30 protein-coding genes and 1 pseudogene are annotated in these 26,472 nt (G+C 47.4%); 21 read left to right on the forward strand and 10 right to left on the reverse strand.

Annotated features, from left to right (window positions below; genetic code table 11):
- A partial coding sequence (locus tag H6G46_RS10595) for an IS630 transposase-related protein (RefSeq protein ID WP_190759821.1) occupies positions 1 to 143 on the reverse strand: 143 nt, incomplete at its 3' end.
- Positions 144 to 214: 71 nt separating this feature from the next.
- On the opposite strand from H6G46_RS10595, the pseudogene H6G46_RS10600 reads away from it, so the two are divergent.
- Positions 215 to 844: pseudogene (locus H6G46_RS10600) on the forward strand (IS701 family transposase); the annotation flags it as partial.
- Positions 845 to 1,211: 367 nt separating this feature from the next.
- Here the strand turns inward: H6G46_RS10600 and htpG are convergent.
- Complete coding sequence (htpG, locus tag H6G46_RS10605) at positions 1,212 to 3,188, reverse strand: molecular chaperone HtpG (protein WP_010874301.1); 1,977 nt, start codon at positions 3,186 to 3,188, stop codon at positions 1,212 to 1,214.
- A gap of 330 nt (positions 3,189 to 3,518) precedes the next feature.
- Here htpG and H6G46_RS10610 point away from each other — a divergent pair, with 330 nt between their 5' ends.
- The 4 genes from H6G46_RS10610 (at position 3,519) to H6G46_RS10625 (ending at position 7,541) form a co-directional block, all read left to right on the forward strand.
- Positions 3,519 to 4,838, forward strand: coding sequence for a glucose-1-phosphate adenylyltransferase (locus tag H6G46_RS10610; RefSeq protein WP_010874302.1), 1,320 nt, complete (start codon positions 3,519 to 3,521; stop codon positions 4,836 to 4,838).
- Between the two features lie 28 nt (positions 4,839 to 4,866).
- Entirely contained in the window at positions 4,867 to 5,715 is an 849-nt protein-coding gene (locus tag H6G46_RS10615) for a TIGR03943 family protein (RefSeq protein ID WP_010874303.1), read from the forward strand.
- A gap of 121 nt (positions 5,716 to 5,836) precedes the next feature.
- Complete coding sequence (locus H6G46_RS10620; RefSeq protein WP_020861883.1) at positions 5,837 to 6,292, forward strand: SH3 domain-containing protein; 456 nt, start codon at positions 5,837 to 5,839, stop codon at positions 6,290 to 6,292.
- 85 nt (positions 6,293 to 6,377) lie between these two features.
- Positions 6,378 to 7,541: an anhydro-N-acetylmuramic acid kinase gene (locus H6G46_RS10625; RefSeq protein ID WP_020861882.1), complete on the forward strand. Its 1,164-nt coding sequence runs from the start codon at positions 6,378 to 6,380 to the stop codon at positions 7,539 to 7,541.
- A gap of 35 nt (positions 7,542 to 7,576) precedes the next feature.
- On the opposite strand, the gene prfA is transcribed toward H6G46_RS10625, so the two are convergent.
- The 4 genes from prfA to H6G46_RS18670 all read right to left on the reverse strand — a co-directional run bounded on the left by prfA (position 7,577) and on the right by H6G46_RS18670 (position 10,412).
- Complete coding sequence (gene prfA / locus H6G46_RS10630) at positions 7,577 to 8,674, reverse strand: peptide chain release factor 1 (protein ID WP_010874306.1); 1,098 nt, start codon at positions 8,672 to 8,674, stop codon at positions 7,577 to 7,579.
- Positions 8,675 to 8,762: 88 nt separating this feature from the next.
- Entirely contained in the window at positions 8,763 to 9,347 is a 585-nt protein-coding gene (locus H6G46_RS10635) for a DUF3727 domain-containing protein (RefSeq protein WP_010874307.1), read from the reverse strand.
- 65 nt (positions 9,348 to 9,412) lie between these two features.
- Positions 9,413 to 10,240, reverse strand: coding sequence for a 5'/3'-nucleotidase SurE (gene surE / locus H6G46_RS10640; protein WP_010874308.1), 828 nt, complete (start codon positions 10,238 to 10,240; stop codon positions 9,413 to 9,415).
- A gap of 49 nt (positions 10,241 to 10,289) precedes the next feature.
- On the reverse strand, positions 10,290 to 10,412 hold the full coding sequence (locus H6G46_RS18670) for a hypothetical protein (protein WP_256366306.1): 123 nt from the start codon (positions 10,410 to 10,412) through the stop codon (positions 10,290 to 10,292).
- Positions 10,413 to 10,696: 284 nt separating this feature from the next.
- Between H6G46_RS18670 and psbA the strand changes: the two genes are divergently transcribed.
- From psbA to H6G46_RS10695, 10 genes are all read left to right on the forward strand, one after another.
- The gene (gene psbA, locus H6G46_RS10650; RefSeq protein ID WP_010874309.1) at positions 10,697 to 11,779 is read left to right on the forward strand and encodes a photosystem II q(b) protein; all 1,083 of its coding nucleotides are present in this window, start codon (positions 10,697 to 10,699) and stop codon (positions 11,777 to 11,779) included.
- Between the two features lie 138 nt (positions 11,780 to 11,917).
- On the forward strand, positions 11,918 to 12,430 hold the full coding sequence (locus H6G46_RS10655) for an isoprenylcysteine carboxylmethyltransferase family protein (RefSeq protein ID WP_010874310.1): 513 nt from the start codon (positions 11,918 to 11,920) through the stop codon (positions 12,428 to 12,430).
- A 31-nt stretch (positions 12,431 to 12,461) separates the two neighbouring features.
- Positions 12,462 to 13,046: a class I SAM-dependent methyltransferase gene (locus tag H6G46_RS10660; protein ID WP_010874311.1), complete on the forward strand. Its 585-nt coding sequence runs from the start codon at positions 12,462 to 12,464 to the stop codon at positions 13,044 to 13,046.
- 30 nt (positions 13,047 to 13,076) lie between these two features.
- Positions 13,077 to 13,571: a rhodanese-like domain-containing protein gene (locus H6G46_RS10665; protein WP_010874312.1), complete on the forward strand. Its 495-nt coding sequence runs from the start codon at positions 13,077 to 13,079 to the stop codon at positions 13,569 to 13,571.
- Positions 13,572 to 13,759: 188 nt separating this feature from the next.
- Positions 13,760 to 13,954, forward strand: coding sequence for a DUF2892 domain-containing protein (locus H6G46_RS10670; protein WP_020861878.1), 195 nt, complete (start codon positions 13,760 to 13,762; stop codon positions 13,952 to 13,954).
- Positions 13,955 to 14,024: 70 nt separating this feature from the next.
- Complete coding sequence (gene petC, locus H6G46_RS10675) at positions 14,025 to 14,561, forward strand: cytochrome b6-f complex iron-sulfur subunit (RefSeq protein WP_010874313.1); 537 nt, start codon at positions 14,025 to 14,027, stop codon at positions 14,559 to 14,561.
- Positions 14,562 to 14,621: 60 nt separating this feature from the next.
- Positions 14,622 to 15,068: a DUF2214 family protein gene (locus tag H6G46_RS10680; protein WP_010874314.1), complete on the forward strand. Its 447-nt coding sequence runs from the start codon at positions 14,622 to 14,624 to the stop codon at positions 15,066 to 15,068.
- 176 nt (positions 15,069 to 15,244) lie between these two features.
- Complete coding sequence (locus H6G46_RS10685; protein WP_010874315.1) at positions 15,245 to 16,285, forward strand: hypothetical protein; 1,041 nt, start codon at positions 15,245 to 15,247, stop codon at positions 16,283 to 16,285.
- Positions 16,286 to 16,302: 17 nt separating this feature from the next.
- Positions 16,303 to 16,974: a PspA/IM30 family protein gene (locus H6G46_RS10690; protein ID WP_010874316.1), complete on the forward strand. Its 672-nt coding sequence runs from the start codon at positions 16,303 to 16,305 to the stop codon at positions 16,972 to 16,974.
- Between the two features lie 35 nt (positions 16,975 to 17,009).
- Positions 17,010 to 17,951 carry a homocysteine S-methyltransferase family protein gene (locus H6G46_RS10695; RefSeq protein WP_020861876.1) on the forward strand — a complete coding sequence of 314 codons (942 nt, stop codon included), beginning with the start codon at positions 17,010 to 17,012 and terminating at the stop codon, positions 17,949 to 17,951.
- 7 nt (positions 17,952 to 17,958) lie between these two features.
- Here the strand turns inward: H6G46_RS10695 and H6G46_RS10700 are convergent, their stop codons facing one another.
- A complete protein-coding gene (locus H6G46_RS10700; protein ID WP_010874318.1) occupies positions 17,959 to 18,735 on the reverse strand; it encodes an ABC transporter permease in 777 nt (258 codons plus the stop codon).
- Between the two features lie 129 nt (positions 18,736 to 18,864).
- Positions 18,865 to 19,380 (reverse strand): DUF1269 domain-containing protein, encoded by a 516-nt coding sequence (locus H6G46_RS10705; protein WP_010874319.1) that lies wholly within the window; start codon positions 19,378 to 19,380, stop codon positions 18,865 to 18,867.
- 199 nt (positions 19,381 to 19,579) lie between these two features.
- Between H6G46_RS10705 and H6G46_RS10710 the strand changes: the two genes are divergently transcribed.
- The 4 genes from H6G46_RS10710 (at position 19,580) to H6G46_RS10725 (ending at position 23,402) form a co-directional block, all read left to right on the forward strand.
- The gene (locus tag H6G46_RS10710; protein ID WP_010874320.1) at positions 19,580 to 20,590 is read left to right on the forward strand and encodes an NAD(P)-dependent alcohol dehydrogenase; all 1,011 of its coding nucleotides are present in this window, start codon (positions 19,580 to 19,582) and stop codon (positions 20,588 to 20,590) included.
- Positions 20,591 to 20,823: 233 nt separating this feature from the next.
- Positions 20,824 to 22,026, forward strand: a complete 1,203-nt coding sequence (gene argG / locus H6G46_RS10715) for an argininosuccinate synthase (protein WP_010874321.1) — start codon at positions 20,824 to 20,826, stop codon at positions 22,024 to 22,026.
- Between the two features lie 199 nt (positions 22,027 to 22,225).
- The gene (locus H6G46_RS10720) at positions 22,226 to 22,918 is read left to right on the forward strand and encodes an HAD family hydrolase (protein WP_242021175.1); all 693 of its coding nucleotides are present in this window, start codon (positions 22,226 to 22,228) and stop codon (positions 22,916 to 22,918) included.
- A 151-nt stretch (positions 22,919 to 23,069) separates the two neighbouring features.
- On the forward strand, positions 23,070 to 23,402 hold the full coding sequence (locus H6G46_RS10725; RefSeq protein WP_010874323.1) for a hypothetical protein: 333 nt from the start codon (positions 23,070 to 23,072) through the stop codon (positions 23,400 to 23,402).
- A gap of 41 nt (positions 23,403 to 23,443) precedes the next feature.
- Here H6G46_RS10725 and purK read toward each other — a convergent pair whose 3' ends face one another.
- Together purK and H6G46_RS10735 are read right to left on the reverse strand one after the other, a co-directional pair.
- Positions 23,444 to 24,610, reverse strand: a complete 1,167-nt coding sequence (purK, locus tag H6G46_RS10730) for a 5-(carboxyamino)imidazole ribonucleotide synthase (RefSeq protein ID WP_010874324.1) — start codon at positions 24,608 to 24,610, stop codon at positions 23,444 to 23,446.
- Between the two features lie 75 nt (positions 24,611 to 24,685).
- Positions 24,686 to 25,195: a pentapeptide repeat-containing protein gene (locus H6G46_RS10735; protein WP_010874325.1), complete on the reverse strand. Its 510-nt coding sequence runs from the start codon at positions 25,193 to 25,195 to the stop codon at positions 24,686 to 24,688.
- 231 nt (positions 25,196 to 25,426) lie between these two features.
- Here H6G46_RS10735 and H6G46_RS10740 point away from each other — a divergent pair, with 231 nt between their 5' ends.
- Both H6G46_RS10740 and H6G46_RS10745 read left to right on the forward strand, forming a co-directional pair.
- Positions 25,427 to 25,783 (forward strand): hypothetical protein, encoded by a 357-nt coding sequence (locus H6G46_RS10740; protein WP_041425893.1) that lies wholly within the window; start codon positions 25,427 to 25,429, stop codon positions 25,781 to 25,783.
- Between the two features lie 38 nt (positions 25,784 to 25,821).
- Positions 25,822 to 26,367: a cofactor assembly of complex C subunit B gene (locus H6G46_RS10745; protein WP_041426084.1), complete on the forward strand. Its 546-nt coding sequence runs from the start codon at positions 25,822 to 25,824 to the stop codon at positions 26,365 to 26,367.
- Positions 26,368 to 26,472: the final 105 nt, after the last annotated feature.

A 26,472-nucleotide genomic window follows, 5' to 3' on the forward strand; every position in this document is an offset into this window, starting at 1 on the left:
TTTGTTGGGCTTAAATCTACTCTATTTAACCATCTGTATATCGAGGCTTTTCCTATTTTATATATCTTGGAAGCCTCAGTTATTTTTCCTCCAGCTTCTATATAAGCTACTACCCTTTGCCTTAAATCTAAACTGTAAGCCATTGTTTAAACCTGTTCATTTTGTACACTCCATAATTTTACATTAAATTCTCTCATCGTTAATTGAAATGACTATAAAGGTAGTATTAGCATATAGTGAATATGGAGAGAGCAGCGAGAACTTTGTAAGAGTATTAGAAAAAGAAAATCTAGAATATGTACTAGCTATAAGGAGTGATCATGGAGTCTGGCTTGGGAAAGAGGAAAGAGTAAGAGCGAACAAATGGAGAAAATTTGAGAGAGAATTTGCAAGTGGAAAGTCGGAAGTAAGATACGAATAAGATACGTGAGAGAAATTATTTATGGAAGGAGAGGGGAAAAAAGATATTAGCAAGTAACGGATAACAAGGAGAAAATGCCGTCAAATTCAACGTATTTTATTATGACAAAAGTATCAGAAATAAAATATAAAGAAGTGGGTAACTTATATGGAGCAAGGAACTGGATAGAGTATGGATTAAAGCAAATAAAGAATGAACTGGGGTGGGCAGATTTTAGAATGATGGACTATTCCAGAATAGAAAAATGGCGGGAAATAGTGATGAGCGTATATTTAATGGTAAGTCTTCAGATAGAAAATTTGCCTCCGCATGATAACTCCTTAAACAAATCAAAACAGACTAGGGAGATAGCTTATCAGAATATACAAAAACATCCTTGGTGGAATCAAAAAAGTGGATGGAAAAACATACTTAACAACATGAAATTAATAATTCAGCCATTATGTTACTTTAATTTATTAAAGCCGTGGATGACGGTGATTTATACACCTCAGTTATTGAAAAACTTCCATTGCTTATTTGACAGATTGAAGAAGGCAGTAATGGCTTTAGGAGACCTTATTATTGCTCCAATTATTTTACCTTTCCACCTACACTGATAGAAGAGTGATAAGTTGGAAATTAAGAACATCTTCGCTGATACTAAACATTAACCCGATCATATCTCAGCACTTTCTGTTTGATTAACTGTAGAGGACTAAAAAAGGTAGAAGAGAGAACCCCTTAGCAAATAGGATTAACTGACTTCTACCCTACAACCTATTGACAGGATGCTGTTTTGATGGATAATTTACTGTTTGGTCAAACGGGTTAATACCGCATTAGAGCGTTCAATGAAACCTTTCATGCCCTCCGCATCAAAACCTTTTTGGGCCATCAATGCCAAGTCATAAACATGTTGACAAAGGGATTTTGCTAATTCTGCTGAGGGAGATTCCCCACTGCCAGTGACAATACCGCCTTGGCTGAGGGAAAGAATGTTTTTAATTAGGGGGTGGTTGGTGTTAATGGCTAACACATGTTGTTCCGGGAAAGCCATCGCCTGCTGTTGCATCATGGCAGTCATTTCCTGGAGGCGTCGCATGGCTTCCGGTAGAAGTACCATGGCTGGAGGGGTAGATTGGGGATCGTCGGATTTTAATGATTGGGTTTTGATGTTGATGTTGGGATTATTGAGGGCCTTTTCAAAGATTTCTTTGATTTGCTCACTGCGGGATTTGTTGGTGGCGGGGTCCACAATGTCGCTGGCTTTATCCTCTTCAATCAAACTTTGATCCAGTTCTGAATCTACCCGGGAAAATTTGACGTCACTGTATTCTTTTTCTAGGAAAGGAATGAAGTAATTAGTGTCAATGAAAGAATCCATAAATAGGACCTCAATACCCTGGTTTTTATACAGTTCCACATAGGTGGCTTGGGTAGCTTGATCGGTGCAGTAAAAAACTCGATTTTCGTGGCGTTCTTTATTGCGTTCCAAATAACGTTTCAGGCTGGTGTAACCTTCTTTTTCGTAGGGATTAACCCCGTCACTCTGGTTAGTTTCAGCCCAGGCATCACCATCTTCGGTCAGAACTTCTACCTTTGGTTCCGTACTTTCTGCTGTGGCTTTATAGGTGGTGCGGTAGAGCAATAAATCTTCTACTTGTTGTTTGAATTTATCTTCCCGCAGGGAACCAAATTTGACAAAGGTACCAATGTCTTCCCAACATTTGAGATATTCTGCCGGATTTTCGTCGTACAAAGATTTAAGGCGATCGCCAACTTTTTTGGCAATGTAATCAGCAATGCGACGCACAGTGCGGTGATTAGTGAGGGCACTGCGGGAAACGTTGAGGGGAATATCGGGACTATCAATTACCCCCCGGAGCGGCATCAAAAATTCGGGAATGACTTCTTCGCAATGGTCACTGACAAAAACTTGATTGCAGAAAAGTTTAATTTGCCCTTTGGACACATCCACATCGGGGCGTAATTTGGGAAAATAGAGAATACCATTGAGCAAGAAGGGATAATCGGTGTTTAAATGCACCCACAACAGGGGATCTTCCTGGAAAGGGTAAAGATAGCGGTAAAACTCCAGGTAATCTTCTTTGGTTAAATTTTGGGGTGATTCCTTCCAGATGGCCCGCTGTTTATTTAGCGTTTCCCCTTCAAAGCGGATGGGCACTGCCATAAAGTCAGAATAGGTTTTCACCAATTGCCGGATGCGACCAGTCTCCAAATATTCCTGTTCATCGTCCAGCAAAGTTAGGGTGACTGTGGTTCCTACCTGCTGACGATCGGAATCCGTCAGTTCAAATTCCGGTGAACCGTCGCAACTCCAATGCACCGCCTGGGCCCCCTCTTGGTAAGAAAGGGTGTCAATTTCCACTTTTTGGGACACCATGAAAGCGGAATAGAAACCCAAACCAAAGTGACCAATCAAATCATTGGCAGACTTTTGGAACTTTTCAATGAACTCCTCCGCACTGGAGAAAGCCACTTGGTTGATGTACTTTTTCACTTCATCGGCGGTCATGCCAATGCCGTTATCGGTAATAGAAAGGGTTTTATTCACCTTATCCACTACCAGTGTAATTTGGGGATCGGGCACTTCTCCAGAGCCGTCGCTGGCAAAAGCAGCCATTTTCCGTTTACTAATGGCATCAACGGCGTTGGAAATTAATTCCCTTAAAAAGATTTCATGGTCAGTGTAGAGAGACTTTTTAATAATCGGGAAAATATTCTCGGTATGGATTGTGATATTGCCTTTTTCGAGTACTGCCATAGGTCTTTAGATTTAATGTTTAGGATTGTTAGGAAATTTAGTGGATTAGCAAAACTTCCAGGAACCTAGTCAGCTCCCCAGATTTGCCCAGCGCCCCAGCAATGGGGGTAACCCCATCATCATACGAAGCCAGGGACAGTTTACTCAGCGGCAGTTTCCGACCTTTGCCATTTCGGTTATCCGTACCCCCACAGTGATCTGACAACTCAGCTCCGAATCCCAACGGCGATCGCCATTCTTGCTTGGGGCATTAAAACCCGCTGGTTAGCCGGAATTTCCGTCCAGATTCCCTTTCCAGATGTCCCCCTCGGTTCTAAACTTGACTTCGAAGTGTGTTGTTGGCAATCGAGAGGTCTGCTTGTGAAACGTGTCTTAGCGATTATCCTGGGCGGTGGGGCCGGGACCCGCCTCTATCCTTTAACCAAACTCAGAGCCAAACCCGCAGTTCCCTTGGCCGGAAAGTATCGCCTCATCGATATTCCCGTCAGTAATTGCATCAACTCAGAAATCGTTAAAATTTACGTCCTTACCCAGTTTAATTCCGCCTCCCTTAACCGTCACATCAGCCGGGCCTATAATTTTTCCGGCTTCCAAGAAGGATTTGTGGAAGTCCTCGCCGCCCAACAAACCAAAGATAATCCTGATTGGTTTCAGGGCACTGCTGATGCGGTACGGCAATACCTCTGGTTGTTTAGGGAATGGGACGTAGATGAATATCTTATTCTGTCCGGCGACCATCTCTACCGCATGGATTACGCCCAATTTGTTAAAAGACACCGGGAAACCAATGCCGACATAACCCTTTCCGTTGTGCCCGTGGATGACAGAAAGGCACCCGAGCTGGGCTTAATGAAAATCGACGCCCAGGGCAGAATTACTGACTTTTCTGAAAAGCCCCAGGGGGAAGCCCTCCGGGCCATGCAGGTGGACACCAGCGTTTTGGGCCTAAGTGCGGAGAAGGCTAAGCTTAATCCTTACATTGCCTCCATGGGCATTTACGTTTTCAAGAAGGAAGTATTGCACAACCTCCTGGAAAAATATGAAGGGGCAACGGACTTTGGCAAAGAAATCATTCCTGATTCAGCCAGTGATCACAATCTGCAAGCCTATCTCTTTGATGACTATTGGGAAGACATTGGTACCATTGAAGCCTTCTATGAGGCTAATTTAGCCCTGACCAAACAACCTAGTCCCGACTTTAGTTTTTATAACGAAAAAGCCCCCATCTATACCAGGGGTCGTTATCTTCCCCCCACCAAAATGTTGAATTCCACCGTGACGGAATCCATGATCGGGGAAGGTTGCATGATTAAGCAATGTCGCATCCACCACTCAGTTTTAGGCATTCGCAGTCGCATTGAATCTGATTGCACCATTGAGGATACTTTGGTGATGGGCAATGATTTCTACGAATCTTCATCAGAACGAGACACCCTCAAAGCCCGGGGGGAAATTGCCGCTGGCATAGGTTCCGGCACCACTATCCGCCGAGCCATCATCGACAAAAATGCCCGCATCGGCAAAAACGTCATGATTGTCAACAAGGAAAATGTCCAGGAGGCTAACCGGGAAGAGTTAGGTTTTTACATCCGCAATGGCATCGTAGTAGTGATTAAAAATGTCACGATCGCCGACGGCACGGTAATCTAGGGCCAGTTTCTTTCCTCGCACCATAGCCATGACCGCTCCCGTTAAAGCAGTAAAATCCCTGAGCCAAAAGTTTGCCCCCCTCCGGTCTGTCCTGGATCAATTGGACGGCCTGGGCATTCTTGCCTGGGGGATTTTGATGCTCAAGTACTCTTTTTCTGGGGAATTGGGTTTACTCATTCATCCCAACTATTTTGGGTTGGTGACAGTGACGGGGTTCGTCCTATTGTTTTTGGGCGGCCTGCGATTGTTTCAAACCGGCAGACGTTGGTTAAAGAGAGCCCGCCGCAGTGGCAATGGTAACCAAGACAGTGTGACCCACGTAACGGTTTTACCCCTAGGACTGGGCACTGCCCTGTTGTTAGTTACCGCTGTGATGGGGCTTTTTATTACTCCGTCCGTTTTCAGCAGTCAATTGGCCATCCAACGGGGCATTAGTATGACTTTGCCCCCCACCCAAACCCAGATATCCAGCTTTGCCTCCCAGATTAAGCCGGAGGATCGCACCCTAGTGGACTGGGTCCGCACCATCAGCGCCTATCCAGAGCCTGACGTTTACGCCGGCCAAAAGGTTGATGTAACTGGCTTTGTCGTTCACCCTGAATACTTGCCAGATAACTACCTCCTCATTAGCCGCTTCATTCTGACTTGCTGTGCAGTGGACGCTTATCCTGTGGCTTTGACGGTCCGTTTAGAAGGTTCCCGTAGTCAATATCCCCCCGATACTTGGCTAACCATCCAAGGACAAATGGTGGCCGCAACCTTACCCAGCTCAGCGGATCAGGGCAGACAAGGGGCAGAAAAGCGTCAGGTTGTGGTGGAAGCTCAGTCGGTGGAAGTGGTGCCAACTCCGGCTGATCCCTATAGTTACGCCGATTGAACCATTGACAAAGGAACCTAATCTGTTCCGAATCCATCGATACAAAAGCGGGAATTACGTCAGAAACGATTAGCGATTCGCTAAGATAACTCAGCATTGTTACGTAAATGTGTTGACCAGTATGAAAGGTTTGTCTGGGCTGTTACAGTTTTTCATCGGCTTTATTTTGGGGGTAACCTTGTTTGTGGGGGGAATTTCCCTAGCCGGTTATCTGGTTTTTAATCGTTTTGCGGCCAGTCCGGAAAAGCCTTTATTTCCCGAAGAACAAAGTCAGCCCCAAGATGACCAGCCTTCCCCCACAGGGACAGAATCGCCCCAAGCATCACCGTCACCAAGTCCTTCCCCTTCCCCCACAGAGGAACTTCCCTCTGGGGCCTATAAAGCCAAGGTAATTTGGAATGGAGGCTTGAATGTTCGTACCGAGCCAGATCGGGAGTCTGATTCCCTTGCTACGATCAACTACAATGACGAAGTGGTGGTGCTGGCAACCCAGGGGGAATGGTCTAAGTTGAGGCTGTCTGGAGGCACAGAAGGATGGGTGAGATCGGGCAATCTGGAAAAACTCCCAACACCATAGCTACTCTCGGAGCAGAAACCCAGGCAAAGAAAAATAAAATAAAAGTTGATTAATTCCGACCATCCAAACATTTAGGGGCAGGACATTGTATTGCATTGGTTTAATTAGTGGCACTTCCGTGGATGGCATTGATGCCTGTTTAGTCGACATTAGTGGGTCTGGATTAGACCTCAAGGTTGATTTGTTGCGGGGGGAAACCTACCCTTACCCCGATGCATTGCGCCAGGAGATTTTAGCTTTGTGTGCAGGAACTCCCGTTAGTCCGGAGGCGATCGCCTTTTTGGATGACAGTATTGCCAAGGAATTTGCCCAGGCGGCCCAGCAAATTCAACAATCTTTGCCCCCAGCGGATCTCATTGGTTCCCATGGCCAAACTATTTTCCACCGTCCCCCCAATCCAGAGAAAGCCTTTTCCCTCGGTTACAGTTGGCAGTTGGGCCGGGGAGAGGCGATCGCCAATTTGACAGGCATTACCACGGTGAGTAATTTTCGGGCGGCGGACATTGCCGCAGGGGGCCAGGGAGCACCATTAGTTTCTAAAATCGATGTCTGCCTGTTGAGCCATCAAAATGAACACCGCTGTGTGCAGAATTTAGGTGGCATTGGTAATGTGACCTATCTCCCTCCCCGCAGTCAGACAAATTGGCAGGAAAAAATTTGTGGCTGGGATACGGGGCCCGCCAACGTCCTAGTTGACCTGGCAGTGCAAAAATTTACCCAGGGAGAAAAAACCTATGATCAGGGGGGACAATGGGCGGCCCAGGGTAAGCCCCGCCAAGAACTGGTAGACCAATGGTTACAAGAACCCTTTTTCGAGCAATATCCGCCTAAATCCACCGGGCGGGAATTGTTTGGGGCGTTGTACCTCGATAACTGTTGGATAGAAGCCCAGCGCCATGGCTTGAATGAAACCGATTTTTTGACCACTCTGACAGAATTTACGGCCCGCTCTGTAGTGACTGAATACCAAAGATTTTTACCCCAACTGCCCGATCGCCTGTTACTGTGTGGCGGTGGTGCCCATAACCTCTATCTGAGGGAGCGGCTCCAATATCACTTAGGCTCCAACACAAAAATTCAGCGCACCGACGATGTTGGTCTGAACAGCGATTTCAAAGAGGCGATCGCCTTTGCGGTGCTGGCCTATTGGCGTTTCCAGGAGCAATTTCCAGGTAATGTCCCCCTAGTCACCGGTGCTAGTCAAGATTGTCTGTTGGGGGATATTCACCTTGTCCCAGTTGGTAGTTAAATAGCTCCAAAGAACTACTTCACTTTGATCTTTGATTAATTGTTGGTAGCTTCCGCCAATTCCGCCAGTCTCTCCTGTTGATCCTGGGAAATGCAAGACTCGATGATAGTGTGAATTTCCCCTTCCAGAGCCGTGTTTAAATCAAAGTTGCGTCCCAAGCGGTGGTCGGTAACTCGATTATCTTTGTAGTTATAGGTGCGGATTTTCTCCGAACGGGAACCCGTACCCACCTGCGATCGCCGATTGGAACTGATGGCATCATTTTGTTCTTGGAGCATCATGTCATAGAGCTTGGCCCGGAGAATTTGCATCGCCCGTTCACGGTTTTGGAGTTGGGAACGTTCTTCGGTGCAAAAAATCCGAATACCTGTGGGTTTATGGAACAGATCCACCGCCGTTTCCACCTTGTTAACGTTCTGTCCACCGGCTCCACCGGAGCGAGCCGTACTCATTTCAATGTCTTTGGGATCAATTTTTACTTCCACATCATCCACTTCCGGCATGATGGCCACCGTAGCCGTGGAGGTATGCACCCGACCCCCAGCCTCCGTCACCGGCACCCGTTGCACCCGATGCACCCCTGCTTCAAATTTCAACTGGCTGTAAACCCGGTCCCCTTTAACTTCCAGAATGGCTTCCTTAAAGCCTCCCATATCTGCTAAGGACTCACTCAGCAGACTCACTTTCCAACCCTGACTTTCGGCATACCTGGTGTACATACGTACTAAATCTCCAGCCCAGATACTAGCCTCATCTCCCCCGGTGCCGGCGCGGATTTCCAACATAATATTTTTCTCATCGTTGGGGTCCTTGGGCAGAAGGAGGATAGTTAGGCGCTTTTCCAACTCCCCAATGGCATTTTCCAGTTCCTCCACTTCCAACTGGGCCATTTCCCGCATTTCTGGGTCATTGCCAGATTCTTTGACAATTTGTCGGGCCCCTTTTAAATCTTCCTGGCTTCTTTTCCAAGTCTCGTAGGTATCAACTGTTTCTTCCAAGGACGAGCGGGCTTTGGCTACCCGTTGCAATTCATCGGGGTTGGTGGCAATGTCCGGATCCGCCAGCATCCTAGTCAATTCCTGATAGGTCTGCTCCACAGAAGCTAGTTTGTCTAAGAGGTACGTTTCCGCCATGGTCTGCCTTGGGTCAAAATGCTCAGTCTTCTATTCTAACTCCCCCAAGACCCCCCTGCTTTTTCCCCTTGCATTGATCGCCAAATGGTTAGTCCGCATCTTCAAATAAAAGCTCTTCTAGAATATGTTTGAGTTCATCATTGTCGGGGTGCACCAACTCAATTTGTGTTTCACTAATGGCTTTAGCAAGAAATAATAAAGGCGCTAGGGGAGTGTAAATGCTATAGCGTTCTTCCTCGTGGTAAAAACTAGCCAGGAATTGCAATTCTTCCTCTTCCATTTCCCCAGCCGGATCGTTCCCTTCAATTTCCAGGGTGAGAATATCTTCATCTTCAATGGGGGGCAGTTCACCACTGACGGTGAGGGTGTAGGCAGTGTACTTCAACGACAAATCTAATTCTGCCAGTACGGCCTTAGCATCTGCAAAAATGCCACTAATTTCTTCTTGGTCCTCTAGTAAAATTGCCTCAGCATCTTCTGTTTCATCGTCATCTTCTTCCCAGGCAATAATTACCACCGGGATGTCAACGGGCATCAATAATAAGTATTGAGCGTCCTCTTGTTCGAGGGAGTTTTCCACGTAGCAATCTAAAGGCCGCCCCGCTTCATCGTAGAGCGTTATGCTATCGCTTTCATCCGGTTCATTTTCTTGATTAAACAGATAAGCAGACATATAACTTAATAATGTTATTGAGTATTAAGAGTATCACGGAAGAAGCAGATATTTAAGAAGAGAACTCAATCAAAGTTTAGATGATCTAGCCAATTAGTTTTTTCAATAATGTTAACTCCGTTGATATCCGTAAGATTATATTGCAATGGGGTAATGGTGATGAAGTTATCTTGGCTAGCCTGGACATCAGTGGGAATGCGGCGGTTGAGACGGAGATAGTCTGGTTGGGGAATTTCTTTTACCCTTTCCCCCGCTAGCCAGTAGTAGCGTTTTCCCCGGGGATCATACCTTTCTTCAAAGGTTTCGCTATAGCGTTGCAGTCCCTGGCGGGTGAGTCTAACTCCGGCAATCTGCTCCGCTGGTACCGCTGGAATATTGATGCTAAATAAGGTCGGTTCCGTCAATGGCGATCGCCAGAGGTGTTGGACAAAGCAATTGGCAAAGTCGGCGGCGGGCTGAAAATCGGTGGCGGTAAAACTGACCAAACTCAAAGCAATGCTAGGAATGCCCTCGATCAACCCTTCCATGGCGGCGGAAACTGTACCGGAATATAAAACATCAGTGCCGAGGTTAGCACCGTGGTTAACTCCGGAAAGGACAAAATCCGGATAACGGGGCATCACCGCATGGAGGGCAAACTTCACACAGTCAGCGGGGGTACCGGAACAGGACCAAGCCTTGATGCGAGGATCAAAAACATCCTCCACAATGCCCGCTCGAATGGGTCGATGGAGGGTCAGACCATGGCCGGTGGCGGATCTTTCCCGGTCAGGACAGACCACTGTGACTTCATGGCCTGCGGCGACTAGGGTGTTGGCCAAGGTACGTACCCCTTGGGAAAAAATGCCGTCATCGTTACTGACAAGGAGATTGAGGACCGGGGATGGGGTCATAGGACACCAAAGAATCGAGATTGTGCCTGCCAGCCTTAACGATATCAGGCTATGTCCCGCTTAAACTCTGATTCTTACCAGGTAACTCCTGGGCTCCATGGGGCCACAACCAGGCAGTATTTTGTTCCTTTGGCCAATGGGGCGATCGGGGAAAAATGGCTTGATCTGGCATTTACGAGAAAAATTTTTATTTTTTAATGATTTATTTTTTCCTATTAAAATCTTTTTTTTACCTTTGGAAACCAACTGCAATCTGAGAAACCATCTTGTTTTTTTAAAGAAATATTATTAATCTGAAATTCAAGGGAAGTTAATCAATGCCAATAATTATCTCGCATTATTAATCCCCCTTTATCTATCTGGTTGAGTTGGATTTAGCTGATAGTTTATCACCAAAATAACAAGCAAAATCAAATCCAAGCTTAAACCCAAAATCTTACTTCGTAATTATTCGCTATGACTACTACCCAATTAGGATTACAGGAACAAAGCCTGTGGTCACGGTTCTGTTGTTGGATTACTAGCACTTCTAATCGCCTTTACATCGGCTGGTTTGGGGTGTTGATGATCCCCACTTTGTTAACCGCTACCACCTGTTTTATTATCGCTTTCATCGCCGCTCCCCCGGTGGATATTGATGGCATTCGGGAGCCCATTGCTGGTTCTTTACTGTACGGTAACAATATCATCACTGCCGCCGTAGTGCCCAGTTCCAATGCCATTGGCTTGCACTTTTACCCCATTTGGGAAGCCCATAGCCTCGATGAATGGCTTTACAATGGTGGCCCTTACCAATTGATTGTTTTTCACTTTTTAATTGGGATTTTTTGTTATCTCGGTCGTCAATGGGAATTGTCTTACCGTCTAGGAATGCGTCCTTGGATCTGTGTTGCCTATAGCGCCCCCGTCGCCGCTGCCACTGCTACTTTGTTAATCTATTCCATTGGTCAAGGCTCTTTCTCCGATGGTTTACCCCTAGGCATCAGTGGTACTTTTAACTTCATGTTGGTGCTGCAAGCGGAACATAACGTATTGATGCATCCTTTCCACATGTTAGGGGTAGCTGGGGTGTTTGGTGGGGCTTTGTTTGCCGCTATGCACGGTTCCTTGGTTACTTCTTCCTTAATTCGAGAAACTACAGAAGTTGAATCCCAAAATCAAGGTTACAAATTTGGTCAAGAGGAAGAAACCTACAACATCGTTGCTGCCCACGGTTACTTTGGTCGCTTAATTTTCCAATATGCTTCCTTTAACAATAGTCGGGCTCTCCACTTCTTTCTGGGAGCTTGGCCAGTGGTAGGCATCTGGTTTGCCGCTTTGGCAGTTTGTTGTTTCGCTTTCAACCTCAACGGTTTTAACTTCAACCAATCCATTCTGGATGCCCAAGGCCGTCCCGTGAGCACCTGGGCCGATGTGATTAACCGTGCCAACATTGGTTTTGAGGTGATGCACGAACGCAACGTTCACAATTTCCCCTTGGATTTAGCTTCCGGTGATGCCCAAATGGTGGCCCTGAACGCCCCCGCCATTGAAGGCTAGTGCCATTGCCATAACTGCTTTCGGTTAGACTTCGTTTCATTTGGTTAATCAAGGGCACTCTCGCAATGGGGTGCCTTTTATGGTCCAAGGTTAAAGTTAAGCCAGTAAAGTTTAAGTCTATTTCTAGGGTGAAATGTAATGAATCAATTTAGGGACTGGGGTTTTTCCACTGATTGGTGGCAAGGCAAAAAAGGGGAATATTGGGTACTTGGGCAAACAATTCTCTCCGTTGGATTTGTACTGTTACCGGTTTATACTCCTACTAATTTACAGTTACTAGCTGAACAAAATCAGTGGATTGCCTGGGCTGGTACTCTGTTTTTTGGCATGATTGCGGCAGTTTTGCTGATTGGGGGGGGTCTGCATTTAGGGGAAAATCTGACTCCCTTGCCCCATCCTAAAAAGGATAGTCAATTGGTCACCACTGGTATTTACAGCATGGTCCGTCATCCCCTCTACGGCGGCGTGGTTTTTCTGGCGATCGCCTATGGCTTTTGGCAATGGAGTTTGACCCATTTAATCGGAGCAGTGGTGTTATTTATATTTTTTAATCTCAAAGCTAATCGGGAAGAAATTTGGCTCCAAGATAAATTTAACGACTATGGCAATTATCGAGACCAGGTGAAAAAGCTGATTCCTTGGCTTTATTAAAGGAATATGAAGAAAAATATGGGAAAAAACTATGTGGGATGAAAGATTTAGCCAGTCAGAATATGTTTACGGTACAGAACCGAATGATTTTTTGGTCAGTGTGGCCAATCAAATTCCCCAGGGAAAAATTCTTTGTTTAGCAGAAGGAGAAGGTCGTAATGCTTGTTTTTTAGCAAGTTTGGGTTATGAAGTGACCGCGGTGGATCAATCTTCGGTCGGTTTAGCCAAAGCAAAACAATTAGCCCAGGAAAAAGGTGTAAAAATTACCACTGTCCAGAGTAATTTAGCCGATTTTGACATTGTCGCGGATGCCTGGGAAGGCATTGTTTCCATTTTTTGCCATTTACCTTCTAGTTTAAGACAACAACTTTATCCCAAAGTTTATCAAGGCTTAAAACCTGGTGGAGTGTTTATTTTAGAAGGTTTTGCTCCAGAACAATTACAATACAACACCGGTGGCCCAAAGGATTTAGATCTATTGCCTAAGTTGGAAACGTTGCAGAGTGAATTGCCGAGTTTGAATTGGCTAATTGCCAACAATTTGGAACGAAATTTAGATGAGGGAGCTTACCATCAAGGGAAAGCCGCCCTAATTCAGCTATTGGGACAAAAGTAAACCACAATCGAATTTAATTATTCCATTTCCATGGCATCAATTGTTTTCCGCTACCTTACTGTTCTCGTTTTTTCTCTTTGCTTAATGGGGTTTTTTTCCCCGCCGACCCTGGCGGCAGGTTCTCCTCCCTTGCTGAATTCAGAGCTCAATCCCCAGACTCAAACAATGGATTTGGCGATCGATAGCTTTTTAGATTCTATCCCTGCCAATTATTATGCTATTCGTACACCGGCAGCCCTGAAAAAACGATTAGATGATGCAAAAACTACCTTAGTGGATGTGAGGGAAGTTAAGGAATATCAAGCTGGACATATTCCCGGAGCAATCAATATTCCCTTGCGGACTTTAAGCCATAATCTGGCACAGATTCCCCCAGACAGAAAGGTTATTTTTTACTGTTCCACTGGCTACCGTTCCGCCATGGCGATGATGGCTTTAAACCTTTTAGGCTACGAAAATGTTCTGGCATTTTCTCCTAGTTTTACTGGCTGGCAAGCGGCAGGGGAAGCAATTGCCAAAGCTTGATTAATGAATCCGACGAAATCTTCCTTTGTGCATAGTTAAATTACCCCCTTAACAAAAATTTATTGTTATAATAAAAAAAGTAAAGACAAGAAGAATAGTTTCAATATTTTATCCTTTACTTAATTGCGTAAGGATTTCAATTAATCTTAGGAAGAAATTTTTCCATCCCCCATACGGAGATTATAATCATGGCTACTAACATGGGTTCCATTGATCGTTTGATTCGCTTAGTTATTGCTTCAGCTCTGCTCTATCTTGGTCTTTTTTTCTACTCCGGCACTAGCCTGGGACTTGGACTTACTGCCGGAGGCGGATTGATGCTATTTTCCGCTACTTTTGGCTTTTGTGGGCTGTATAAATTGCTCGGCATTAGCACCAAATAGATCCGTATTTTGACTGTTACTGCTCACATTGTTTTGTTCTTTTCTCACCCTATTTAGCACTAATTTAATCATGGATAACACACAGGCGATCGCCCCCCCTTCCTATTCCCGTCGTCAATTACTCAACTTTTTAGCTGGCACCACCGTTGCTGTCACCGCCAGTGCAGGAGCCTACGCCATGGGGAAATTCTTTGTGCCCCCGGCTGAAAAAGGTGGAGCCGGAGGAGGCATTATTGCCAAGGATGTTTTGGGTAACCCCATCCCTGCTTCCCAAATTTTGGCGGAAGCTCCCGGCACCAGGGCTTTAGTGGCTGGTTTGGCTGGTGATCCCACCTATTTGATTGTTAAAGAGGACGGTAGCCTCGACAGTATCGGCATTGTTGATAGTTGTACCCACCTGGGTTGTACTTTTCCCTGGAATGGCAATGATCAAGAATTTCAATGTCCCTGCCATGGTTCCCGCTACCATCCCGACGGCTCTGTGGCCCGGGGGCCCGCTCCTTTGCCCTTGAAAATAGTGCAGGTGGCCGTGGTAGATGATCAAATTTTCATTTCCCCTTGGACAGACCTGGATCCCCGCACGGGAGAGAAACCCTGGTGGGTTTGATAATTTTCAATTTTTGGCCAACAATCTTCAAAAGCTAAACTATTTTGGTCTTGTTAACTTATGTGGATTAGTGCCACCGTTGCGTATATTCATTACCTCAGTTTTATGGTTGCCTTTGGGGCATTGGTTACGGAGGCCCTGACTTTGAAAAAAGACCCTAATCTGGAGGAGTCCTGGCGATTGGTCATTGCCGATGCCGTTTATGGGCTGTCCGCCACGGCCGTCTTGGTTACGGGAATTTTGCGGGTGATGTATTTTGGCAAAGGCACGGATTATTACCTGAGTCATCATATTTTCTTTGCCAAAGTGGGACTATTCATCGTGGTGGGGTTACTTTCCCTCTATCCCACTTTCTCGTTTTTGATGTGGATTAAAGCCCTACGCGATCGCCAGGCTCCCGTGCTGGAGGAAGGCAAAGTGTCTGTATTGCGGTGGTTGATTCGGGGAGAATTGGTTGGATTGGCCCTAATTCCCTTCACTGCCGCTCTGCTGGCTAGAGGTTTATAACAGTCAAGGGTGAATCATACCTAGGAACTAGGTCAATTAACTCCTGGTCATTGTTAGGGATGCCAATTGGGACCATCCCTGGGCTAGAATATCGCTCAGACTCACACCTCCATAGTTCTAAGCTTGTTTGACTTTGCCCTAACCTGAATAAACCGCCGTTGCTTGGTGGCCTCGCCATGACTGACTACTCCGCCCTTGATAAATCCTCTTTCGCTGCCAGTGAGTCTGACTACATTCAAGCAGAGCTAATGGCCGAGGAGGAAACTGGCCCTAGGGTGAGCTATGACCCAGGGGAGTCTAGCTTGGCCGCCCTAGAGCCGCCCCTAGAAGCAACAGGAAGTTTTGAGTTTAATTTTATTGACCGCCCAGTCCCCCAAGAAGAGGTACAGGGCACCCATCCTGCGGAAGAAGTTCTTACCCGTTTATTTACCCCTTGGAGTTTGGCGGGGTTGTTGATGTTGGTGGTGGCCAATGGACTGTTAACAATTTATGGTTTGACGGCTCGATCGCCGGGACCGACGATGGCGATCGCCCATTTTGACGGTTTGCCCCCCATTCCTCCTGGCTTACCTCCAGTGGCCGATGCTGGCCCTGGACTCAATCTACAAAAGCTCAGCGAAATGGCTGTGGTACGAGATCCTCAACCTACGGCTCCTTCTGCTCCCCAGGCGATCGCCAGTCAGAATGTGCCAAGTAACCCTCCCGCCGCAATGGTTCCCCAGGCCCAGCCAGTGCCCATGGCCGGCTACAGCCCCTATTTAAATGCTCCTGGTTACACAGCCGCCGTTCCCGGTGCCATTACCCCTCCCCAATCCGTGCCTTCAGGGCAGCCACTGCCCACCATTGCCATTCAACCTATCCGTCAGGCCCCCACCCCTCCTTTACCCCCTCCCCCTCCGCCGCCGATAAATACGGGCATTGGTAATGGGATTGTTTCCCCACCGCCAGTGGCCAGGGCCGATTACGGTAATCAGGTTAGTGCTGCCCCTAGTTCCTCCTCTGCCGGTGGAGCCACTGTGGAGTCGCAAATGTATCAACAGTTGCCCAGTGGATCTGCCCCCAGTGCCGTTGCCAGTAGTCAATCTCCCAATCAAAAAAACTTTCATCAAGTGACAAGAACTTATAATCAGGGAGGAAGCGCTAGTGAGCGGGAAACTAACCCCGCCACCCAACAGTTAGTGCAGGAATTGGAAAGCCTTAACCAGGCTCCCTATTAGGGTTGGCCCTCTTTGTCATGGAACTTTTTAATCGGGTTGGACGGGTGTTGAAATCCCAGTTAACCCATTGGCAACAGCAACAGGAAGCGCCGGAGGATCTCCTCGAACGTCTATTGGGCGAGATGGAGTTGGAGCTGATCGAATTGCGGCGGGCCTTGGCCCAAACCATTGCTACTTTTAAAAGTACGGAACGACAGAGAGATGCTCAGCAGTTAATTGCCCAACGCTGGTACGAAAAGGCTCAGGCTGCCCTGGATAGGGGTAATGAGCAATTGGCTAGGGAGGCCCTTGGGCAAAGACAGTCCTATCAGAGTCATACGGAAGCCCTAGGTAAATCCCTCGGGGAACAACGGGCCCTGGTGGAACAGGTGCGGGGACAATTACAAAAGCTGGAGCGCAAATATCTGGAGCTGAAAAGTCAGAAAAATCTTTACCTCGCCCGCTTAAAATCGGCGATCGCCGCCCAAAAAATTGAAGAGATTGCGGGCAATTTGGACAATGCCAGTGCCAGTAGTTTATTTGAGAGAATTGAAACCAAAATCCTGGAGTTGGAAGCGGAACGGGAATTGCTCAACCCTCCCCCATCCCCGCTAGATAAAAAATTTGAGCAGTGGGAGGAACAACAGGCGGTGGAAGCAACCCTTGCGGCCATGAAAGCTCGACGCTCTCTCCCTCCCCCTTCCTCGTAAAAACCATAATTGCTAACGATAAATTAGCTGTCAAAATGACCAATCTTCCCCACCAATGTGAGCAAATTTTTCTCTTGGACGGTGGCCTGGAAACGGAAATGATCTTCAACCGAGGTTTTGATCTACCTGCCTTTGCTGCCCATACCCTACTGTCCGATCCCCTGGGACGGGAAGCGTTAAAGAACTACTTCCATGGTTTCTTAGATTTGGCCAAAGAAAAGCAATTTGGCTTTTTGATCGACGCACCCACTTGGCGGGCTCAACCATTTTTTGCGGAAGAGTTGGGGGTGAGCCTGGAAGAAATTCGGCAGGCTAATTTTCGAGCGGTGGAATTTGCCAGGGCACTAAAACAGGCTTATGTTAACGAGATCCAGCCCTTGCTAATTAATGGTTTGATTGGTCCCTGTGGAGATGCCTATGGTGGCGAACATTTCAGCAATGCGGAGGCAGCCCAAGTCTATCACCGGCAACAAATTAGCTGGTTAGCGGAGGCCGGAGTCGATCTATTGGGAGCATTTACCCTGACTAGCGTTAATGAGGCGATCGGTATTGTCCGGGCTAGCCAAGAATTTTCCTTACCCGTCTCCATTTCTTTCACAGTGGAAACGGACGGTCGCTTGCCTACGGGGACGGCCCTGTCGGAGGCGATCGCCATTGTTGATGAAGCTACCAATCAGGGAGCGGCATACTTTATGGTTAATTGCGCCCATCCCGACCACTTCCGTGCCGTAATCAGAGAAGAAGCTTGGCTGAGTCGCTTGGGGGGTTTTCGCTGTAACCCTTCCCGTCGTAGTCATGCCCAGTTAGATCAAGCAAATTTTCTCGACATTGGTAACCCGGTGGAATTGGCCCACTCCTATTGGACGCTGAAACAAAAAGTCCCTTCAGCCAATGTTTTTGGGGCCTGTTGTGGTTCTGACCTCCGGCATATCAGAGAAATTGCCAAGGTCTTTGACGAAAAAATCTCGAAGATTTAAAAAACGTCTAGAACTGTCTGCGGGCAAAAATCAGATTTGCCAGGGTCAGCATCAGCACGATGTAGAGAATGCCATAGAGAAGGTTCGCCCAAAGTTCACCGCTGGCGGGCAGAATTCCATACACCGCCTCATTTTTCAGGTTAAATCTCTCCAGGTTAGGCAATACCAGGTAGAGATATTTGGTCAGGGTTTCGATGTTGGCATTTTTGGTAATTTCCCCCAATTTAAGCAAATCACGACTGATATGCCCCATAAAATACACCCCAAAACTGAGCAGGGTGGCCAAAATTGAACTGGTGAATACCCCAAATAAAATGGCGATCGCCGTGAGAACTGCTAATTCTAATAACAGAAAAGCTTGGGAAATGAGAATGGCAGTGGGGGAAAAGGGGATTTTGGCCCAGGCCAACATGACCAAGTAAATGCTGGTCATAATCACCAACATGGCAGTCAGCACCCCCGATAATCCCAGATGTTTGCCGATAATAAACTCACTGCGGCTGAGGGGCTTGGGAATGAGCACCAACACCGTGCGCTTATCAATTTCTTTGTTAATCAAACCTGTACCGACAAAAATCGCCACGATCGCCCCCAACAGGGAAGTGGCCGCTAAACCGAGGTCGAGGAAAATTTTGCCATCCGCCCCAACGGAAATTTCTGGCAGGATCCGCAGGGCTAAGGCCATTAAAATGGCGAAAAATCCGATCACATAAAGAATTCGGTCCCGAATAACTTCCCGAAAACCATTGGCGGCGATCGCCCAAATTCTGAAAATATTGACCATAATTTTTCAGTCAATCCACTTAAATCGCAATGATCCTAACGATCAATTAAATAATAAAAAACCCACCGAGCTCGAACAAGATGGGTCATGGCAAAACTTCTATTCTCAAAGCGCTGGCATAAACCAGACCTATTCCGCCGCTGGGACGCCATCCAATAAACCATGGCGATCGAGCACTGCCTGTAACTGAGACTCCTCATCCTGGGAAAGGGAAGTTCTCAGCACTTTACCGCCGTATTTGCTCACATCGGCCAAAACCTTATCGGGGGTAACTTTTTTGACTAGGACAAATAGGGCCGAACTACCGGGGCACATGGTTTCCCCCAGTTCCCGCATAAAATTGTCATCTACACCAATGTCACTGAGGGCACCGGCCAAGGCACCACTGGCAGCTCCCACCGCAGCTCCCAACAGGGGATTGAAAAATAAAATACCGATCAATAAACCCCAAAAGCCGCCACTAACGGCGCCGGAACTGGTGAGATTAATGGCTTGCTTGAGCTTGACTTTGCCCTTTTCGTCTTTGACCACAACGGCGGCATCTTCCATTTCGATCAAATGCTCTACTTGTAGCTTGGCCAGGGCAAGGCGTACTTCCTCTGCCTTGTATTCATCATCGTAGCCGATAACAATTAAGTCACTCATAAAACTTTACTGAAAATAATTGGTGATTACTAGGCTCCATGGTAGCAGTTGGGTTCAATCTTGAAAGTTGGGGTAACCGTCAATACAACATTGGCTCCATGGCTGGTCAATCCATTACAATTTGGGTTATTCGGTGACGCCCCAACCTCCACACCTCCGTTAGATCCCATCTGGATAAAACTAATAAACTCTATTACCCATGATTAAAGCCTACGCTGCCCTGGAAGCCAACGGAAAACTCCAACCCTTTGAATACGACCCCGGTGCCCTGGGTGCTAATGAGGTGGAGATTGAGGTGCAGTATTGTGGGGTGTGCCACAGTGATTTGTCCATGATTAATAACGAATGGGGCATTTCCAATTACCCCCTAGTGCCGGGTCATGAGGTGGTGGGTACTGTGGCCGCCATGGGCGAAGGGGTGAACCATGTTGAGGTGGGGGATTTAGTGGGGCTGGGTTGGCATTCGGGCTACTGCATGACCTGCCATAGTTGTTTATCTGGCTACCACAACCTTTGTGCCACGGCGGAATCGACCATTGTGGGCCACTACGGTGGCTTTGGCGATCGGGTTCGGGCCAAGGGAGTCAGCGTGGTGAAATTACCTAAAGGCATTGACCTAGCCAGTGCCGGGCCCCTTTTCTGTGGAGGAATTACCGTTTTCAGTCCTATGGTGGAACTGAGTTTAAAGCCCACTGCAAAAGTGGCAGTGATCGGCATTGGGGGCTTGGGCCATTTAGCGGTGCAATTTCTCCGGGCCTGGGGCTGTGAAGTGACTGCCTTTACCTCCAGTGCCAGGAAGCAAACGGAAGTGTTGGAATTGGGCGCTCACCACATACTAGATTCCACCAATCCAGAGGCGATCGCCAGTGCGGAAGGCAAATTTGACTATATTATCTCCACTGTGAACCTGAAGCTTGACTGGAACTTATACATCAGCACCCTGGCGCCCCAGGGACATTTCCACTTTGTTGGGGTGGTGTTGGAGCCTTTGGATCTAAATCTTTTTCCCCTTTTGATGGGACAACGCTCCGTTTCTGCCTCCCCAGTGGGTAGTCCCGCCACCATTGCCACCATGTTGGACTTTGCTGTGCGCCATGACATTAAACCCGTGGTGGAACAATTTAGCTTTGATCAGATCAACGAGGCGATCGCCCATCTAGAAAGCGGCAAAGCCCATTATCGGGTAGTGCTCAGCCATAGTAAAAATTAGCTCTGCAAAGGTTGCTTCTGGGTCCGTGGAATGGTCAAACGGAGTCGATCTCAGTTTTGATACGCTCTATCTGGAAAGCTTGACATTCGATGGGGTGTGAGATTCAACGGGCTAGGCAAAACCCCTGACAGATAGCCGAGGCAAAGGATTTCGGCAGTGTTAAAACAAACAATTCTGACCAAGACATTACTGCTAGAATGGCACATTGAACCAGTTCTTCAGGTAAAAGCAGTATGGGTCGCGCCAAGAAAGTCGTTCTCGCCTATTCCGGTGGGGTAGATACATCGGTTTGTATTCCCTATTTGATGCACGAATGGGGCGTTGAGGAAGTTATTACCCTCGCGGCGGATTTGGGCCAGGGGGATGAACTGGGGCCGATCCAGGAAAAAGCCCTGCGGTGTGGTGCGGTAGAATCCTTGGTTATTGACGGCAAGGAAGAATTCGTTAAGGAGTATGCTTTTCGTTCTATCCAGGCCAATGCTCTCTACGAAAACCGTTATCCCCTCTCCACAGCCCTAGCCCGGCCCTTAATTGCCAAAATGCTGGTGGAAGCGGCGGAAAAATACGGTGCCGATGCGGTGGCCCATGGTTGTACTGGTAAGGGCAATGACCAAGTGCGGTTCGATATCAGCATTATGGCCCTAAACCCCAATTTGAAGGTGTTGGCCCCAGCCCGGGAATGGAAAATGAGCCGGGAAGAAACCATCGCCTATGGGGAACGGTATGGCGTAGAATCCCCCGTGAAAAAGTCTTCCCCCTACAGCATTGACCGCAACATTCTCGGCCGTAGCATTGAAGCGGGGCCTCTGGAAGACCCCATGACCGAGCCCACGGAAGAAATTTATCTGATGACCAAGGCGATCGCCGACACCCCAGATGAACCGGAATATGTGGACATCGGCTTTGAAAAAGGTATTCCCGTTAGTTTGAATGGGGTGATGCTAGACCCCGTTACCCTGGTGGAACGCCTGAACGAAATTGCGGGGAACCACGGGGTAGGCCGTTTGGATATGGTGGAGAACCGGGTGGTGGGGATTAAATCCCGCGAGATTTACGAAGCTCCGGCTTTGCTAGTTTTAATTGATGCCCACCGGGATCTGGAAAGTTTGACCCAAACCGCCGATGTTACCCACTATAAAAACACCGTCGAAGAAATTTATAGTCAGTTAATTTACCGGGGATTATGGTACAGCCCCCTCAAAGAAGCCCTGGATGCTTTTATTGTCAAAACCCAGGAACGGGTTACGGGCATGGTGCGGGTGAAATTCTTCAAGGGCAATGCCAACGTTGCCGGTCGTAAATCCGATTACTCCATCTATGATGCGGAATTGGCCACCTACGGCATGGAAGACCAATTCGACCATAAGGCGGCGGAAGGCTTTATCTATATTTGGGGCTTACCCACCAAAGTTTGGGCCCAGAAAATGCGCGGTTAAGTCCTCACTGCCCTAGTTTTTCCTCCATTACTCGGAAATTCTAGTTCTTTGAACAATTGCCAACTAGTTAGACCCCGATCGCCAGGGATATGAACTTTGGACTGTCGGGGTTTTTGCTGTGGCTAATATGGTGCAGAAGCTCGGGACTGTGGAACAAATTACGGTTAAAATTTGGACTGTTGCTTTTTCTTTCTTCCCCATGCTGAGACTGATTACCGACTGTGATGGCCCGATTATGGATGTTTCTGATCGGTACTATCAGGTCTATCAGTACTGTCTTGAGCAGGTTAAATTGCCTGGACAAGATCTTAATGTATTGAGTAAAGCAGAATTTTGGCAAAGGAAACGGAGTAAGGTGCCCAAGGCACAGATTGGTCTGGACTCTGGCTTAACTAAGGAGCAAACGGAAGAATTTGTCGCTATCCGCAATCGCACCGTCCATAGCCAGCCCTATTTACCCTATGACCAGCCCCTGGCTGGAGTGGAGGAAATATTACAGGACATCAAAGACCGAGGCATTGATCTGGTGCTAATGACCATGCGGCGGGAAAGTGAACTGCAAGAAGCCCTAGACCGCAATCACTTTAACCATTTTTTTCCCATTGATCGCCGTTATTGTTTGGCTAATGATTATGTCAAAACCGGCGACACTAACGATAAACCCCGGTTGATGGAACGGGCCCTAGCGGAATTACCTCCGGCGGATAGTGTGTGGATGGTGGGGGACACCGAAGCGGATATTTTGGCGGCCCAGCGGGGCAATCTGCCGGCGATCGCTGTTTTGTCTGGCATTCGTAACCGGGAACAATTGGAACGTTATCAACCGGATTTTATTGTGGACAATTTAGCCGAAGCAGTGAATTTGTTTTACCAACACCATGGGGTTGAATAGGGATTAGTAGCAGTTGAATAAGTTTTGTGCCAACCCCTAGAAATCCAGTTCGCAAATCGTCCATACTAAATACTAGGGACTAACTAAGGCCCTGGTGGGGAGTGAAAATCAATAACACCAAAGCACCGAGTTGAGATCCTAGGAGCAAAATATGATTACCGTCGCACGAAAAACTACCATAACCTTAGGGCTAATGGCGATCGCCGTTAGTTCAGTGTGGCCAGCCCAAGCCCAAATGATGACCGAAGAAAATCTTAATCCCTTGCCCCAATCGGAAGGCAGTGCGGCGGATTTGGCCGGTATTTTGCCCAAGGATAGTGCCCTTTGGCTGGGAGGCGTGGGGGGAGAAGGGGATATCGATGCCGAGGGAGACTATAGTCCCTACGAAATCCGTTCCGACCAATTTGAAGGACAACTAACGGAAATGGAGGAACAGCAGTTACTAGAAAGCTCCCAACTACGCTTGGGTGTTGGCAGATTCTAGCCATTTTTGCAGTGTAGTTCTCTAATCTGTTTCTCCTTCACTTAATCCGGATACCAAATCGCCTCTACTTGTTTCACCAAATCTTCAGCCCAGGCAGTGGAAGGTTCCGATTCAACATCAGGGTTTAACAAAGTCACATGGCCCAGCTTCCGACCGGGACGACAGTCTCCTTTGCCGTACCAATGGACGTGGCTATGGGGCAGAGCGGCTAGTTTATCCAACTGTTGCTGATAATCCCCTGTAGATACTTCGTAGCCCAATAAATTCACCATCACCGCTTGGCCGCAACGCAAAGCCGATGAACCCAATGTTTGCCCAGTTACCGCCTGCAGTTGCAGAGCAAATTGGGAAGTGTGGCAAGCATCTAAGCTGAAATGGCCAGAGTTATGGGTGCGGGGGGCCAACTCGTTTACCAGTAACCTTTGCTCCGGGGTAGGGGTTTGGGTAGATGCTGGTAATAGAAAAAACTCGATCGCCAAAATACCCACGTAATCTAAATGGTTGAGAATGCGACGGCAGTAATCCTGGGCCGTGGCGGCAATGGCGGCATCAATGGGGGCAGGGGCCACCACCCAACGACAAACCTGGTCAATTTGCTTGGTTTCCACCACTGGGTAAATTTCCATTTCTCCCCTGGCATTGCGGACACCGATAACGGCCAATTCCCTTTCGTAGGGGACAAAACTCTCCACCATCCAACTACCGGGGGGAGCTTTACTTAAATCTGGTAAATCCGCTGGGGAATTAATAATTTGGGTTCCTTGGCCATCATAGCCATGGCGACGGGCCTTTAACACCCAGGGAAAATCGGGCAATTGGGCGGGCAACGATTCCAAAGCCCAAAAATCCGGTACGGGTAAACCGAGGTTTTGCAAAAAATGGCGTTGTTCCCATTTATCCAACAAAGGAGCGAGGGCATCGAGGCGGGGATGAAAAGTAATTCCTTGTTGGGCTAACTTTTCCAGGCTGGGCAGATCGACAAATTCATTTTCAAAGGTGATCACCCCACAGTGCTCTGCTAACTCCCTAGTTCCTTCCCCATCGGCGATCGCCGTCAATACCACTTTGTCCGCCAATGCCACGGCCGGATCACTTTCCCCAGGGGTTTGCACTGCAAGTTTTAATCCCAATCGGGGGGCTTCCTGGGCCATCATCCAGGCCAACTGTCCACCACCAATTACCCCCACTGTGGTTAATTTTGTTTCCATTGAGCTACAGACTACCGCCTAATCAATGGCGAAGTTTACAAGTTTACGTTTACGTCCGAAATTTCGCCGAACATCCTAGGAACAACCTAAGGATTCCCTCGTACTGATGCCAGTTTTGGGATTCACCCCATCCGCCACTTTACAAAGAGCTGCTATCTGTTCCGTGTCCAACACAGCGAGACTAAAATCAGCCCCTTGGATTTTGGCATTTTTAAAAGAAGTCCGGAGCATAATCGCTTCGGCTAAAATGGCGTTTTCCAAATTAGCCCCATTGAAACTGGTCAAATAGGTCAAACCATTGGTCAAATCCACCCCCTTCAAGTTGGCATCGGTGAGGTTAGCGCCATTAAACACTGATCCCCGCAAATCCATTGCTTCAAAAATGCTGCTGGTCAAATCCACATTGGTGAACTGGGCGGTGAGCAGGTCTTGGTCCCGAAAATCCGTTTCCGCCAACACCATATTTTCGAAAGCTGAAGCTCCCCCGGTTACGGAAGAAGAACTAGCGGCGATCGCCGGGGCAGACCAAATCAAACAAGCCACGGTGAGCACAACAAGGAAGGACTGACGAAACACTTTCAGCATTGGGGAAGCGATGACCTGAATTCAATGTGGCATAGACACCAACTAGATTATCAGTAATCAAGGCGCGGGCATACCCCCAATGGCAGGGAGAGGTTATGTTCCACTGATTTCCTCGGCGGCAAGAATTGGTAATCGACTCCGGAAGTAACTCATTCAACCAAAGATTTGTCCGGGTAAATTAAGTCTGACCTTGCTATGATCAGGGATGTCTTTTATCTTCTTTCATTAAATATGTACTATTTGCCCCAGCCTCCCTATTTTTTAATTGCGGTAGGGCTTTTTGTTGGGATTACCTGTGGCGCGGCCTTTGAAGCCACCTTAAAACAGAAAGTGAAGCTTTGGTTAAATACCCCCGCCAGCACACTAGCCGACCTGGATTTACAACTACCTTTCATGGGTATTTGTGTAGGGGTTTGTGTATTCCTAGCTTCTGGAGTGCAAATTTTTTTGGGTAATGGTTGGATTTCCTACGCCATTTCTTTGCCCATTACCGTTTTTATTGCAGCATTGGTGTGGCGACAATTAGATAGCTTACTAAAACAATTAAAAAGCGGTGGATCTGCGGCCATTGATTTAGATATTTTCTAGCTAGTGAGAAGGTTTGCCACAATTTTGTTATGGATGTTATGGATTTACCTGTTCTCGGCTCCACCCTATTTTTTACTATTTTTTCCCTAATTGGCTTGATATTTTTCATTCGTTCTTCAGTTAAAGACCGGACCCAAAGAATCCGGGCTTGGATCGATAACCCCGAAGCGGGCATATTGGATGAAATCAAAACCTATTTCAATAACCGAGCCTACCGCATTACCAACATTGACCCAGTCCAACAGGCAATCACCTTTGAAGGTAATGTACAAGCTAGCCCCTTTCTGGCAGTATTTTTGAGTCTGTTAGCTGCCCTAGGACTGCTCTGTTTAGCCTTGGTGTTAGCGGTATTTTGGCCCCAACGGGGTTTTCTATTTTTCTTCCTACTGTGGTTAGCGCCCTTAGCGGGAACTTTCTATTGGCAAAAAGCGGCCAGGGTAGAAGCAATTACATTGGAAGTGGGAGATCCGGATCAACCTTCCCATCCAGGACAATATCCCCTAACTATCACCGCCCATCGGGACGAGTTGCGGGAACTGCAAGCTCAATTTCCTTTGGATTGGCAAGGGGGAAGTTCCCATTAATATCAGCGATATTTAGCGATATTTTGGGAGATTTTTCCAATATTACCTGGTTATTCTTTCAATATTTGTTCCATTAACGTTGCTTGCTAACAACTAAATTTCAAA

Origin of the sequence: Synechocystis sp. FACHB-908 (assembly GCF_014698595.1) — a bacterium.
In the GTDB taxonomy this organism is placed as follows: Bacteria; Cyanobacteriota; Cyanobacteriia; order Cyanobacteriales; family Microcystaceae; genus Synechocystis.

Bases quoted from the DNA above. Each gene is read 5' to 3' on its own strand.
- H6G46_RS10620 (WP_020861883.1), top strand. From the start codon at position 5,837: ATGAAAGGTTTGTCTGGGCTGTTACAGTTTTTCATCGGCTTTATTTTG.
- prfA (WP_010874306.1), bottom strand. From the start codon at position 8,674: ATGGCGGAAACGTACCTCTTAGACAAACTAGCTTCTGTGGAGCAGACC.
- H6G46_RS10695 (WP_020861876.1), top strand. From the start codon at position 17,010: ATGACCAATCTTCCCCACCAATGTGAGCAAATTTTTCTCTTGGACGGT.
- H6G46_RS10740 (WP_041425893.1), top strand. From the start codon at position 25,427: ATGTACTATTTGCCCCAGCCTCCCTATTTTTTAATTGCGGTAGGGCTT.
- H6G46_RS10615 (WP_010874303.1), top strand. From the start codon at position 4,867: ATGACCGCTCCCGTTAAAGCAGTAAAATCCCTGAGCCAAAAGTTTGCC.
- argG (WP_010874321.1), top strand. From the start codon at position 20,824: ATGGGTCGCGCCAAGAAAGTCGTTCTCGCCTATTCCGGTGGGGTAGAT.
- H6G46_RS10720 (WP_242021175.1), top strand. From the start codon at position 22,226: ATGCTGAGACTGATTACCGACTGTGATGGCCCGATTATGGATGTTTCT.
- H6G46_RS10710 (WP_010874320.1), top strand. From the start codon at position 19,580: ATGATTAAAGCCTACGCTGCCCTGGAAGCCAACGGAAAACTCCAACCC.
- H6G46_RS10705 (WP_010874319.1), bottom strand. From the start codon at position 19,380: ATGAGTGACTTAATTGTTATCGGCTACGATGATGAATACAAGGCAGAG.
- surE (WP_010874308.1), bottom strand. From the start codon at position 10,240: ATGACCCCATCCCCGGTCCTCAATCTCCTTGTCAGTAACGATGACGGC.
- htpG (WP_010874301.1), bottom strand. From the start codon at position 3,188: ATGGCAGTACTCGAAAAAGGCAATATCACAATCCATACCGAGAATATT.
- H6G46_RS18670 (WP_256366306.1), bottom strand. From the start codon at position 10,412: ATGCCAGATCAAGCCATTTTTCCCCGATCGCCCCATTGGCCAAAGGAA.
- H6G46_RS10725 (WP_010874323.1), top strand. From the start codon at position 23,070: ATGATTACCGTCGCACGAAAAACTACCATAACCTTAGGGCTAATGGCG.
- H6G46_RS10690 (WP_010874316.1), top strand. From the start codon at position 16,303: ATGGAACTTTTTAATCGGGTTGGACGGGTGTTGAAATCCCAGTTAACC.
- H6G46_RS10670 (WP_020861878.1), top strand. From the start codon at position 13,760: ATGGCTACTAACATGGGTTCCATTGATCGTTTGATTCGCTTAGTTATT.
- purK (WP_010874324.1), bottom strand. From the start codon at position 24,610: ATGGAAACAAAATTAACCACAGTGGGGGTAATTGGTGGTGGACAGTTG.
- H6G46_RS10745 (WP_041426084.1), top strand. From the start codon at position 25,822: ATGGATTTACCTGTTCTCGGCTCCACCCTATTTTTTACTATTTTTTCC.
- H6G46_RS10635 (WP_010874307.1), bottom strand. From the start codon at position 9,347: ATGTCTGCTTATCTGTTTAATCAAGAAAATGAACCGGATGAAAGCGAT.
- H6G46_RS10665 (WP_010874312.1), top strand. From the start codon at position 13,077: ATGGCATCAATTGTTTTCCGCTACCTTACTGTTCTCGTTTTTTCTCTT.
- H6G46_RS10680 (WP_010874314.1), top strand. From the start codon at position 14,622: ATGTGGATTAGTGCCACCGTTGCGTATATTCATTACCTCAGTTTTATG.
- psbA (WP_010874309.1), top strand. From the start codon at position 10,697: ATGACTACTACCCAATTAGGATTACAGGAACAAAGCCTGTGGTCACGG.
- petC (WP_010874313.1), top strand. From the start codon at position 14,025: ATGGATAACACACAGGCGATCGCCCCCCCTTCCTATTCCCGTCGTCAA.
- H6G46_RS10655 (WP_010874310.1), top strand. From the start codon at position 11,918: ATGAATCAATTTAGGGACTGGGGTTTTTCCACTGATTGGTGGCAAGGC.
- H6G46_RS10685 (WP_010874315.1), top strand. From the start codon at position 15,245: ATGACTGACTACTCCGCCCTTGATAAATCCTCTTTCGCTGCCAGTGAG.
- H6G46_RS10735 (WP_010874325.1), bottom strand. From the start codon at position 25,195: ATGCTGAAAGTGTTTCGTCAGTCCTTCCTTGTTGTGCTCACCGTGGCT.
- H6G46_RS10660 (WP_010874311.1), top strand. From the start codon at position 12,462: ATGTGGGATGAAAGATTTAGCCAGTCAGAATATGTTTACGGTACAGAA.
- H6G46_RS10700 (WP_010874318.1), bottom strand. From the start codon at position 18,735: ATGGTCAATATTTTCAGAATTTGGGCGATCGCCGCCAATGGTTTTCGG.